Annotated in this window: 9 protein-coding genes; 6 read left to right on the top strand and 3 right to left on the bottom strand. The window is 70.5% G+C overall.

The features are described 5' to 3' along the window. The first annotated feature begins 34 nt into the window (after positions 1 to 34). Positions 35 to 886 (top strand): spermidine synthase, encoded by an 852-nt coding sequence (locus P3G67_RS22135; RefSeq protein WP_276095014.1) that lies wholly within the window; start codon positions 35 to 37, stop codon positions 884 to 886. Between the two features lie 9 nt (positions 887 to 895). Here the strand turns inward: P3G67_RS22135 and P3G67_RS22130 are convergent, their stop codons facing one another. After that, entirely contained in the window at positions 896 to 1,984 is a 1,089-nt protein-coding gene (locus tag P3G67_RS22130) for a hypothetical protein (protein WP_276095013.1), read from the bottom strand. A 321-nt stretch (positions 1,985 to 2,305) separates the two neighbouring features. Between P3G67_RS22130 and P3G67_RS22125 the strand changes: the two genes are divergently transcribed. The 4 genes from P3G67_RS22125 to P3G67_RS22110 all read left to right on the top strand — a co-directional run bounded on the left by P3G67_RS22125 (position 2,306) and on the right by P3G67_RS22110 (position 8,543). After that, positions 2,306 to 2,758 (top strand): DUF4442 domain-containing protein, encoded by a 453-nt coding sequence (locus P3G67_RS22125; protein ID WP_269857247.1) that lies wholly within the window; start codon positions 2,306 to 2,308, stop codon positions 2,756 to 2,758. 688 nt (positions 2,759 to 3,446) lie between these two features. Next, positions 3,447 to 3,788, top strand: coding sequence for a CU044_2847 family protein (locus P3G67_RS22120; RefSeq protein ID WP_276095012.1), 342 nt, complete (start codon positions 3,447 to 3,449; stop codon positions 3,786 to 3,788). Positions 3,789 to 3,892: 104 nt separating this feature from the next. Then, positions 3,893 to 8,119, top strand: a complete 4,227-nt coding sequence (locus tag P3G67_RS22115; protein WP_276095011.1) for an nSTAND1 domain-containing NTPase — start codon at positions 3,893 to 3,895, stop codon at positions 8,117 to 8,119. 241 nt (positions 8,120 to 8,360) lie between these two features. Then, positions 8,361 to 8,543, top strand: coding sequence for a hypothetical protein (locus P3G67_RS22110; RefSeq protein ID WP_269857249.1), 183 nt, complete (start codon positions 8,361 to 8,363; stop codon positions 8,541 to 8,543). Positions 8,544 to 8,678: 135 nt separating this feature from the next. Here P3G67_RS22110 and P3G67_RS22105 read toward each other — a convergent pair whose 3' ends face one another. Further along, the gene (locus P3G67_RS22105) at positions 8,679 to 8,969 is read right to left on the bottom strand and encodes a hypothetical protein (protein ID WP_269857250.1); all 291 of its coding nucleotides are present in this window, start codon (positions 8,967 to 8,969) and stop codon (positions 8,679 to 8,681) included. Between the two features lie 218 nt (positions 8,970 to 9,187). On the opposite strand from P3G67_RS22105, the gene P3G67_RS22100 reads away from it, so the two are divergent. Further along, positions 9,188 to 10,732, top strand: a complete 1,545-nt coding sequence (locus tag P3G67_RS22100) for a serine/threonine-protein kinase (protein WP_276095010.1) — start codon at positions 9,188 to 9,190, stop codon at positions 10,730 to 10,732. A 5-nt stretch (positions 10,733 to 10,737) separates the two neighbouring features. On the opposite strand, the gene P3G67_RS22095 is transcribed toward P3G67_RS22100, so the two are convergent. Further along, positions 10,738 to 12,141, bottom strand: a complete 1,404-nt coding sequence (locus tag P3G67_RS22095; RefSeq protein ID WP_276095009.1) for an MFS transporter — start codon at positions 12,139 to 12,141, stop codon at positions 10,738 to 10,740. Positions 12,142 to 12,194: the final 53 nt, after the last annotated feature.

Raw genomic sequence — 12,194 nt, 5'->3', positions numbered from 1 at the left:
GTAAGAGGGTCGCCGGACCGGCGACAATGGTGTGATGGACGAGGACGAGCGGGCACCGGTGTACCGGCAGGTGGACTTCGGCGCCGCCCGGCTGCTGCCGGATGTGGACCGACCACGGGCGTGGCTGCTCACGGTGGACGGCGCACCGCAGTCGTATGTCGACCTGGACGACCCGGAGTACCTGGAGTTCGAGTACGTCCGGCGGCTCGGTCACGCGCTGGACGCCGCCGCGGCGCCGGGGCGTGCGCTGGATGTGGTGCATCTGGGCGGCGGCGCGTTGACGCTGCCGCGGTACGTGGCCGCGACCCGGCCGGGCTCCCGGCAACAGGTCGTGGAGGCCGACCGCCGCCTCGTCCAACTCGTCGCGGACGTCCTGCCGTTGGCGGCGGATTCCGGTATCGAGGTGCACACCCGCGACGCCCGCGGCTGGCTGGAGCAGGCTCCGGGCGGGTCGGTGGACGTGCTGGTGGCCGATGTGTTCGGCGGCTCGCGGGTGCCGGCGCACCTGACGTCGGTGGAGTACGTACGCGCCGCGGCCCGGGTGCTGCGGCCGGACGGACTGTATCTGGCCAACCTCGCCGACGGGGCGCCGTTCGACTTCCTACGGTCGCAGATCGCCACCGCGGCGGCGGTCTTCCCGCAGACATGCCTGGTGGCCGAACCCTCGGTGCTGCGCGGGCGGCGGTTCGGCAACGCCGTACTGGTGGCGGGCGCGCGGGATCTGCCGATCCCGTACCTCGCACGACGGGTGGCCGCCGACGTCTTCCCCGCCAGGGTCGAACACGGTGCCGCGCTAAGGGAGTTGGCGGGCGACGCGCGTCCGGTGGGGGACACCGACGCGGTGCCCTCGCCGCGCCCACCGGACGGCGCCTTCAGCCTGGGATGAGCCTCCGCCTCACGGGATCTGCCGGATGCTGCCCTCGATCGTCTTGATGGTCTGCGAAGGGACCTCTGAGGGCACACCGGTGCTGGTGTACAGCACGAACACCGTGAGCTGACTGTTGTGGCCGACCCAGGCGATGGCGTAGGCAGCGCCGTCGGTGGCGCACTGGTTGGTCTTGGGGACGTTGGTCTCCGTGGCGGAGGCCAGGTAGCCGTTGATGCCGTGCGAGTTGGAGAACGGTGTGGCAGAAGTGGACTTCAGGGTGCCCTTCTGCTTGCTCTTCATGTCGTTGAAGCCGTAGTACGCCCAGGCCTGGGCCTGGTTCTCGGCCGCGTCCTGCACGCTCTTGGCGCCCTCGGCTCCCTTGGTGCCCGCGGCGGCCGCGTTGGTGTTGCCGCCGCAGTAGTTCTCCTTGTAGATGGCGGGGGCGCCCATGCCGACCGCCGGATTGCCCTTCTCGTCCTCGAAGCCGATGAGCACGTCCTGCTGCTTCACCGTCCAGCCCTGCGGCACGTCGAAGGCGACCTTGCGGTCGGCCCGCACCACGACCTGCCAACCCGGTACCACCGGCTGGACGTTGGAGCCGTCGCCGCGCGGTCCCGCCTCCGGCGGCGCGCTGGGCGCCGCGTTCGAGGGCGCTGCGCTGACTGCGGCGGACGGCGTGGGCGAGGCCGCGTTCGTCGTCGTATCGCCTCCGCCGTCGCGCAGCCCCATGGCGACGCCCACGCCCGCGGCGATCAGCACGACCGCGGCGGCGATCGCTATGCCGATCGTGGTGCGCCGCCGGTTGGGCGGCTGCGGCGGAAGGGTCGGCGGCCCGGGCTGCTGCCACTGCGGCGGCACCTGCCCGAAGCCGGGCGGCTGTTGCTCGTACCCGAACGCCTGCGGCGGAGGGTACGGAGGCTGGCCGGACCCCGGGGCGGTGGGCTGGCTGAACGCCGGGGGCTGGCCGAAGCCTTCGCCAGGCGGGGGTCCGAAGCCGCTCGGAGGCCCGAAGGCGCCCGCTTGTCCATGACCGGGCTGCTGCCCACCGGGACGGGCGTCGGCGGGTGCTCCCTGCGGATCCGGCTGTCCGCCGGGCTGCTGTTGTCCAGGCCACATGGCCAGCAACGATACGGGTCGGGTCGACCGTGAGCCATGCCAGGCCCGGTTTCGCGCCACCGTGCGCCGGGGGAGCGCGAATCGGGGGCGTTGGAGGCTGTGGCGCAGGGCACGGTCGGGCGGCGCTACCGGCCGGTAGCGTCCGGCCGCGTCTGAGGCCCTGTCGAAGCGGCGACATGCTGAGCGTCGCCGTTCCCGTGCTCTGCACCCTTAACCCGGGACTCGCGGCTCCCACGTTCGAACCCGAGGGTTCCATGGGGGCTGGCCGCGTGCCGCGAACAGGTATGGCCAGTGATGCTACTGATGGGTAACATTGCGGCCATGACCGTTGAGAACACGTCGATTGGCGAGATGCTCGCCGCCACGGTGCCGATGGTGCGCACCCTGAACCTGGAGTTCCTGGAAGTGACTCCGGAACGTGCCGTGCTCCGGCTCCCCGACCAGCCGGAGTACCACAACCACATCGCTGGGCCGCATGCGGGCGCCATGTTCACGTTGGCTGAGTCCGCCAGCGGCGCCATCGTCCTCGCGGCTTTCGGAGACCAGCTCTCGCGCGCCGTTCCGCTGGCGGTGCGGGCCGAGATCGGCTACAAGAAGCTCGCCATGGGGCCGGTCACGGCCACGGCCACGCTGGGACGCCCGATCGCCGAGGTCATCGCGGAACTCGACGCGGGCCAGCGCCCGGAGTTCCCGGTGAGCATCGCCATCCAGCGCGAGGACGAAGCGGTCACGGGAGAGATGACGGTGGTGTGGACTCTCCGTCCCAACAGCTGAGTTGAGGTAGCGAGGCCGAGAGGATCGCGGGCTCCAGGCTTTCGGGCGGCAACGGCGAGGGGGTGTCCGAGCGTCGGATGCCCCCGAGCCCTACGCGAAGGCGCCGAAGCCGACGCTTCGCCTCAGATTTGCGAACTCACCGTGCGCCCACACGCCTGGGGTGTGTGGCGAGTGCGGCGCTGCCGACTTCGCGCATACGGCACTGTGACCGCCGCAGGCAGCGGCAGCCGTAGCAGTGTGTGCGGCCGGTGCGTCGGGAGACGAACACTGCCAGGGCGGATAACACACGTGTGCTGGCGCGGTCGGCTAACTCCCGTACCCCCGACCTGAGTTGTGAGTTCAAGCGGCCCGTGTGGCGCTCGCTCGTCTGGCGGCTTCAGCATCTGGGCCACATCACCCCGCGCACCCGGCGACCGAAGCCACAGCCGAACCCTGCCTCGGTTTCCGCCCCCGTCGCAGCCGATGCCCGGCAAGAACCCGCGCGCCCGCGCCGAGGGTGATCACGCTGCTAGCGCGGTGAGCGGTCGGTCGGGTGGTAACACCCCCGCTCGCGGGCTGCTGTGGAGCCGTCTGCTCCGCATGTGACGGTTTCCGGGGAGGGAGCGAACCTCGGGTTCCATGGGACTGTTTTCCAGTTTGATAGCTCAGAGGCGTGGGATATCCAAGTGGGATATCCAAAGGGGGACCGATGCCGAGTCTTGTGCGGATACCGCTCGAAGGCGGTGGGGCGATCCTGCTGGAGGAGGTGGAGGACGCACCGGGGTTCGATGGGCCGGTGAAGGCCGGTCGGGTCGGTGACGCGGTACGGGAACTGCCCCGGACCTTGCAGGAATCGCTGGTTTCGATGCGCGAGATGACGCGGGCGGTTCTTGGCGAGCTGCGAGAGGCTGGTTCGCGGCAGGTGGAGGTGGAGTTCGGGTTGAACCTGTCGGCGAAGTCCGGAGCCTTCATCACTGCTGGCGAGGCTGCCGTCCACCTGAAGGTCCGTGTGGTGTGGGAGAGTGGGGAGCCTGGACATGACGCCTCGTGAAGAACGCGAGGAGTGACCAGGTGTCCGTGGAGGACGCGGCTGCGTCAGGCCCTGGCGGCGAATCGGCTGCGGGCTTACGGGACGGTGAGAGCGGCCCTACCGGTGTGGGTGAGCCGACGGTGTCCCTGTCGGTCTTCCAAGTGCTCGCGCCGGAGGGCGCTGTTGCCGGGGCGGGATTCCTGGCCGGGGAGGGTACCGGCTTCACCTGCGCGCACGTAGTGCACGCCGCCGGGCAGATTCCGGGTGGCCGTGTGGAAGTGCTTTTCCCTCACCTGCCGAACGCGCCACGCGTGCTGGCCGAGGTGGTTGCCGAGCAGTGGCGGGCACCGGAGGCAGAGGACATCGCTGTTGTCCGCCTGGTCTCTGTTCCGGCGCAGGCGCGGGGCATGGCCGTGGGGACGAGTGCGGGATGCCGGGGGCACGGCGTCTTCTCGTTCGGGTTTCCGGCCCAGGCGCCACGGGGCGGCCATTTCGGGTACGGCGAAGTCGCCGGTCTCATTCCCGGGGGCAGTGGTGCGGGGCGGCTGCTTCAGCTGTCGAAGGCCAACGACTTGACGACCGGGTTCAGCGGTGGGCCGGTGGTGGATGAAATCACCGGCCTGGTGATCGGCATGGTCACCTCCATCGCCACCCCCGATGCCCATGGGAAAGGGCTGGGCATCGCCTACGCCACCCCGGCCGAGGTGCTGCGGGAGATCCGACCCCAGCTCGCCGAACACCACGCGTGCCCGTATCTGGGGCTGGAGCCGTTCACGACCCGGCACGCCGACTGGTTCCATGGCCGCCAGGACGCTGTGGAGCGGGTGTTGGCGGCGTTGGGCGGGGACAGGCGAATGCTGATGCTGCTCGGCCCGTCCGGGGCCGGGAAGACGTCGCTGATCAACGCGGGCTTGCTGCCCGCCCTGGCCGGGGGAGCGATACCAGGCAGCGACCGTTGGCTGGCCCTGTCCGCCCGCCCTGGACAGGACCTTCTCCTGGAGCTGGAGGGCGCGGGCCTGCCCGGCGCGGCCACCGACGGCCTGTTGGCGGCAGCCGAAGCCCGCCTGGCTGCCGAGCCGGACCACGATCATCTGCTGCTGGTCATCGACCAGTTCGAGGAACTCGTCACCCAGCCGGTTCCCACATCGCGTCAACGCGCCGACGACAAGCGCCTGCGGGCCGTACACCAGCTCGTGGAACTGGGTGGTTCCCACGCCGCCGTCACCGTGCTCCTGGTGATGCGCAACGACTTCTACGCGCCACTCGATGCCCTCGCCCCCGACTTGATGAACTGCGTCCTTCCCGGGCTGTGCAACATCCCCGCGACGTTGAGCCGTTCAGACCTGAAAGCGATGATCACCCGACCCGCCGCGGCCGTGGGCCTGCCCCTAGAGGCCAACCTGGCAGACCGGATCGTCGACGACGTCCTGGCTGTCGACCCAGTGACCCGGCAAGCGCCGGTCACCCTGCTCCCGCCGCTGGAGCTGGCCCTGCGCGAACTATGGGTACGCCGTCGTCGTGACGACGGCCGTCTCACCCATGCGGCATACGAGAGGATCGGCAAGGTCACCGGCAGTCTGACGGCCTGGTGCAACCGAGCCCTCAGCCAACTGCCCACCGAGCAGCGCCCCATCGCGCAACGGATCCTCACCGGACTGGTCCAACCGGCCGACGAAGCCAACGGCGTCCCCGCCACCCGCCGGCCCGTCCCTCTCACTCGCCTGCGAGCCCTGGCGACCGACCACGGACTCACGGGCCATGCCGCCGATGCCGCCTTCGACGCCGTGCTGGCAGCCCTGACCCGCTACCGCATCGTCATCACCAGCACCACACCTGCGGGCGCGCCCTCTGGTGAACCGGCAGCGGAGCTCATCCACGACGCTCTCATCCGTGGCTGGGCCGACCTGCGTGACTGGGTCGCCCAGGACCACCAGTTCCAGGTCTGGTTCCTACGCGCCAGCGAACAGCAGTCCCGCCACGCACACAGCGGCCTGCCCGGTGACCTGCTGGACGGCTCCCTCCTCACCGAAGGAGAGAAATGGGCAGGCCAACGCACTCTCCCGGCCGATATCGCCGAGTTCCTGGAAGCCAGCCGACAGCGTCAGCAATCAGCGTTGCGCCGCACCAAACGCATCAACGTCACGCTCGCCGGAATGCTGGTTCTCGCCCTGATCGCCACCGTTGTCGCATGGGACCAGCGGCAGACCGTCATCGGACAGCGTGACCGTGCAGCCTCCGCCCAGGTGGCCGGAGTCGCCCAGTCAGTCAACCTCTCCGATCCCCAACTCGCCCGCCGACTGGCGGTGGCTTCGGCCCGCCTCGCCGCAACACCCGAGTCATGGTCAGCCCTGCTGGCCGCACGCAACCAGTGGGAGACCGACGCGCTGAGACTTCCCGACTTCGTCCCGACGCAATCGGCTCTCGACGCCGCCGGGCAGACCCTCGTGGCCTGCGCGGGCACCCGCCTGGAGGTCTGGAACCTCCGCACCCGCACGCGGACCACCGCCTACACCGCGCCGGCCAGGATCCATCAGGTCGACCTCTCCGAGGACGGCAGGACAGCGGCCGTGAGCACCGATGACGGGTACACCCGCGTGCTGGATACAGTCAGTGGCCGCCTCCGCACCCCTCACACCTTTCACAGCGCCAGGCTGGCGGACGGGTACTGGCCAAGGACGATGATCAGCCCTCTGGGCAGCTACCTGATGGTCGAAACGGTCGCCTCGGACAACTCGTCAACGCTGGATGTCTGGGACACGCGCAACAGCGCGCGCCACTTGAGGGTGGGCCCCAGCATGGCGGACTTCCTCTTGATGGATTCCTCCTTCTCACCGGACGAACGTGTGCTGTCCGTGCCCGGCGGGCAAGGACATCCGTTCACCTGGATCGACATGCGCACGGGGAGGAAACTGCCCGTGCCCGTCCCCTACACCGGCGTCAAGGCCGACGACATCGTGGGCCCCGTGGTCTTCGGCCCGGACGGGAAAACGGCGGCACTGACCCTCAAAGACGGCAGGATCAGCATCTTCGACCGCACCAAGGGATGGTCAGGCACCGAACTCAAAGGCGGCTCGACAATCACCGACGATCCTGTCGCCTTCAGCCGTGATGGCCGGTATCTCGTGCAGGGTGCCATCATCTGGGACCTCACATCGGGCGCTTCCCAGCCCGTCATGCACAATTCGATCACCCAGAGCGAGTGTTCCCCCCTGGCGGACATGCGCTTCACGCCCGATGTCTCAAAGCTCCGGTGTGTGGGACTCGACGGCTCGGTCCGGACATTCGACGTCAGCGCGTACACCGACTCTCCCGCCGGGACGAGCGAGAATTACGGGCAGGCAGTGGTCAGTGCCGACCGGCGCACCATCGCTCTCGCCAAAGACGGCGGGATCGAACTCTGGTCCGCGCTGACGCGGACCAAACGTGCCACCGCCCCCCTACCCGTGGGGGACTCGGGGCCGTCCGTGGATGACATTCAGCTGAGCCGCGACGGGCGCCGACTCGCTGCCCTCTATGGCACCAGGATTTATGTCTGGGACACGGCGGGCAGGACAGGGCATCTACTCGGCAGCCTGCCCGCCATCGAGGAAGGCCAACGCAGCGGAGCTCTGGACGCGTTCGCCTTCTCACCGGACGACAAATCACTTGCCGTGGAGATCGGGCCTGTCAGCGGAACCAACGTGCTCACGTTCTGGGACCTGACCAACATGCACCAGATCCGGCAGGTCCGAGCCGACCTCGGCTACCCGGATAACGGCATGGCCATGTTCTTCCAAGCCGACGGCAAGTCCTTGATCGCCGCTCCGAACTTCGGCAGGGTCGCGTTCCCCTCCGGCCGAATCCTCACCAAGGGCGACCCGAGTATGCAGGTCGGCTTTCTCAGCGACGACGGCACGACCGCCTACGAACTCCCCCGCGGATTCCGGCCCTACATCCGCTTCTGGAACACCCGAACGCTCCAGCCCGCCGATGATGACCTGCGCACCGGAACCATATCGCCCCCGCTCAGCGGCCAGGACAGTGCCACCGCCGTCTCACCCGACGGTCGGCTGTTCGCCACGGTGCACCAATCCGGCACCGGCTACCAGGTCAAGGTATGGGACAGGCGCACCGGGTCCGAGCTGGGCATCCCGCTCACGACGCCCGATCACGACACTTTCGACGGGATCCTCGCGCTCACGTTCAGCCCGGACGGCTCGACGTTGACCGGTGTGGACAAGGACGGCCGGTTCTTCACCTACACCGTGGCACCTGCGCGGCTGATCCGAGAGCTCTGCACCGAGTCGGGCGGCCTGACAAAGCAGGAATGGCAGGCCCACATCCCGGACAGCCCCTACCTGAAAACATGCTGAGCGAGTATCACGCCCTTCGTACTCGCTCCGGAATCGGCATGGGCTACGCCCCGAAGGCGGGCGCCAGGCGGCCAGCTCACCCGCGAAGGCGGCGCCCCCACCGGCGAGGTGGCCGCACGGCGCCGTACCCGTAGCGCCCCGCAGACCGGGGCGGATGGGCGTGTTCCTGACAGGGATACGATCGTGTCGCCGGTGCGTCCTCAGGGATGTACGGCACCGTTTCACGATTCCGAGGAGCAACGTGTACCGCCTGAAGACCGCGCTGTCCGTCACCGTGCTGGCCGCCACGGCCCTGCTCGCGACCGGATGCGGTACCCACCACCGCACGGTCGTCCACCATGTCGTGGTGCACCAACCGGTCGTCCACCACACCGTCGTTCACCACACGGTGGTGCACCACACCACCGTGGTGCACCACCACTGAGTCCGGCGGTGGAAGCACGGCGAGGCCCCGCGCTCTCACCTGGGCGCGGGGCCTCGCCGTGCTGTTTCCGGTCACTCGGCCCCTGAGGGGCCGCTGCTGAGCCAGGGGTGGAACGTGGGCCGTGGCGGCCGGTCGTCAGGAGGCGGGGCCGTAGTAGTTGCCCGGCCCGGTCACGCCGTTGCCCAGCTCCGCACCGCCCTTCTTGTAGGCGTCGGCCACGTGCTCGTCGTCGACGTAGTCGAGGCCCTTGTTCCAGTACTTGGCGGCGTCGTGCAAGTAGGCCCCGTTGGACCAGGCGTGGTGGTGGTCGCCGTGCTGGTTGTCGTGGTCGTGCTGGTTGTGGGCGCTGGCGAGCCCGGCGGCGCCCAGCACGAGCATGGCGGCGGCGCCGACGGTGGCGGCGAGACGGGGCAGGGTTCGGGACACGAATGCCTCCAGAGCTGTGGACGTCCGCCACTTGCCAGTGGCGGTGAGTGTCGTACGCCCGTGTCTGTGACCACTACGGAGAAGGCATATGCCGGGATTCGTGCGCATTCATTCTGATGGCGGTCTTCGATTGGCCCGGTCGGAGTGCCGGACGTATGGTGCCCCTCCTCTAGGCTGTTGCCCGCCAGGGGACGGGTGAGCGAGGGGACGGTGGATCCGTGGCTACGGCGGGGGAGACGGGTGGTGACCTCACCGGCGCACTGCTGGGCGGTCGCTACCGGGTGACCGGCGAGATCGGCCGGGGCGGCATGGGCGTCGTCTGCCGTGCCAGGGACGAGGTGCTGGGCCGCGAGGTCGCGGTGAAGGTACTGCGGGCCTACACGGACGCCTCCGCACCGGAGTTGGACGATCTGCGGGTACGCATGCAGCGCGAGGCGCGGGCCGCCGCCCGCGTCCGGCACTCAGGTGTGATCACCGTGCACGACGTGATCGAGCAGGACGGCCGCCCGGTCATCGTTATGGAACTGGTCGACGGACCGTCACTTGACGATGTGCTGGGCGAGCGCGGCCCGATGGACCCGCGGGAGGCGGCGGGCATCGGCGCCAAGGTGCTGGACGCGCTGGACGCGGCGCACCAGGCCGGGGTGCTGCACCGGGACGTCAAGCCCGGCAACGTGCTGCTGGAGCGCGGCGGCCGGGTGGTGCTCACCGACTTCGGCATCGCCAGCATGGAGGCGCCGGGCGACGAGGCGGCCACCAAACTGACCCGCGGCGGCGAACTGGTCGGCTCGCTGGACTTCATGGCACCGGAGCGGGCCCAGGGGCAGCAGCCGGGACCGGCGTCGGACATCTGGTCGCTGGGCATGACGTTGTACGCGGCCGTGGAGGGCGCGTCGCCGTTCCGCCGCTCCTCCGTGTACTCGACGCTGACCGCCATCGTCACCGAGGAGTTGCCGGAGCCGCGCCGAGCCGGTCCGCTGGCCCCCGTGCTGCGGGCGCTGATGCACAAGGACCCGGCGGTCCGCCCCTCCGCCGCGCAGGCCCGGGAGATGCTCCAGGCCGTGGCGGCCGGAACCGAAACGCTGGTCACGCGGGCGCAACCGCCACTGACGCGGCAGCCGGAACCGCTGGTGAGCCCGGAGGGCGGCCGGCCCACGGAGCGGCGGCGCGGACGGGCGCTGCTGGCCGCGGCAGCGGCCGTCGTCGTACTGGCCGCGGGTGGCGTCGCCTACGCGCTCACCTCCGGGGACAGCGGCAACGGCACCGCCGCCGCTCCCCAACAGGGCGCCGCCGCGCCCTCGTTGGACACCTCGACCGACGGCACGACGCGGCCGGGACAGGGCGGCCACCGGGTTCGGGGCGAGGAGCCACCCGGCTCGTCCCACAAGCCGGGCCACGGCAAGCACGAGGACGGCCGTCCGACCAACGGCACCGGGTCGGCCACGCCCCCGGGTTCGTACAAGGGCGACGGCCCACCGCCCCCGCCGTGTACGCCCGCCGGTGCCGGCAGGTACAACTGCACGACCTGGCACGGCGCGGCGACGTACAACCAGGGCGGGGCGCGGGTGGGCACGCTGCACGCGGGCACCAACTACTTCTACTGCCAGGCCGATCTGGGCCGCCGGGAGACCAGCGGCCGGTGGACGAACACGTGGTGGGCGAGGACCGACGACGACAGCGGCAACACCAATGTGTACGTGAGCGACGTCTACCTCAAGGGCGGCGCCAACGACCAGCCGGTACCCGGACTGCCCACCTGCTGACGGCGCTACGCGCGGCGGCCGGGCGCCGTCACCGCCGCCGTGGCCGCGGCCAGCACGAACCCGGTGGCCGCCAGCAGCGCCGACAGATGGATCCCCGGGATCAGGTGGGCCGCCGACAGGCTGCCGAAGAGGGCCACCCCGAGCGCGCTGCCGAGTTGCCGGGCGGCGTTGAGCAGCGCGGCGGCCGTACCGCCGCGTTCGCTGGGCGCCGACTCCATCACGGCGGTCGTGGCGGCGGGCATGGCGAAGGAGGTGCCCAGCCCCGCCAGGGCCATCGGCGCCACCAGCACCGGGTACGGGGTGTCCGGCGCGGCCAGCAGCCAACCGGCCAGGCCCACCGCGCCCGCCAGCAGACCCACCACCATGGGGGCCCGCGGTCCGGTACGGGCGCCCAGCCGTCCGGAGGCGAACGACGACACGGTCATCACCACGAACATCGGCAGCAGCGCCAGCCCGGCGGTCAACGGGCCGTAGCCGCGCTGCTGTTGGAAGTAGAGCGTGGCGAGGAACAGCAGCCCGTAGAAGCCGAGGTTCAGCAGCAGACCGACGGTCGCGCCACCGGCCAGACCCCGCCGCTGTGCCCGGCTCGACCGAACCGCGGCATCCACCGGGCGGCGCAGCAGCACAGCGCAGGCCGCGCCCGCCGCGACGGCACCGCCGAGGCAGCCCACGATCAGCGGATCGGTCCAACCCCGAGTGCCGCCCTCGTTCAGTGCCGTGGTCAGCGCGGCCAGCGCCGCGACGCCCAGCAGTTGTGCGGGCAGCCGCAGCCGCGCGCCCCGGTGCGGCCGCGGCGCCGGAACGCAGCGCACGGTGAGCGCGGTCGCCAGCACTCCGAAGGGGAGGTTGACCAGGAAGACCGCGCGCCAGCTGATCGCCCACACGGCCAGGCCGCCGATCACCGGGCCCGCCGCAGCGCCGAGGCCGGACACCGCGCCCCACACCCCGAACGCCCTTGCGCGGGCGGCCGGTTCGGGATAGGCCGCCCGTAGCAGTGCCAGCGACGCCGGAACCATCAGCGCCGCGCCGGCGCCCTGGAGCAGGCGCGCCATGATCAGCTGTCCGCCGGTGGTCGCCGCGCCGCAGGCCGCCGAGGCCACCGTGAACACCGCGAGCCCGGCGAGGAAGGCACGGCGGTGGCCGAACCGGTCGCCCATCGCGCCGCACAGCAGCAGCAGGCAGGCGAACACCAGGGTGTAGCCGTCCACCACCCACTGCAGCGCCGAGGCACTGGTGTGCAGCGCGCCGCCGAGGACCGGGACGGCCACGGTGACCACGGTGACATCGAGGATGACCATGAAGAAGCCAAGGGACACCGCGAGCAGCGGCAGCCAGGAGCGTCCGGGTGCGGCCCGTGCGGCGCGGGCCGACTGGTCGGAGGCGGTGGTGAGTTGGTCGGTGGAGGCCATGTGTCCACCCTCGTGCCGAATCCCTTCGGCGGCCGGCGAAGCATGGACGCCCG

Source organism: Streptomyces silvisoli, from assembly GCF_029269905.1.
GTDB lineage: Bacteria > Actinomycetota > Actinomycetes > Streptomycetales > Streptomycetaceae > Streptantibioticus_A > Streptantibioticus_A silvisoli_A.
This window is presented reverse-complemented; position numbering and strand designations above follow the sequence as displayed.

Coding starts and splice junctions, on each gene's coding strand:
- P3G67_RS22135 (WP_276095014.1), top strand. CDS start 35: ATGGACGAGGACGAGCGGGCACCGGTGTACCGGCAGGTGGACTTCGGC.
- P3G67_RS22130 (WP_276095013.1), bottom strand. CDS start 1,984: ATGTGGCCTGGACAACAGCAGCCCGGCGGACAGCCGGATCCGCAGGGA.
- P3G67_RS22125 (WP_269857247.1), top strand. CDS start 2,306: ATGACCGTTGAGAACACGTCGATTGGCGAGATGCTCGCCGCCACGGTG.
- P3G67_RS22120 (WP_276095012.1), top strand. CDS start 3,447: ATGCCGAGTCTTGTGCGGATACCGCTCGAAGGCGGTGGGGCGATCCTG.
- P3G67_RS22095 (WP_276095009.1), bottom strand. CDS start 12,141: ATGGCCTCCACCGACCAACTCACCACCGCCTCCGACCAGTCGGCCCGC.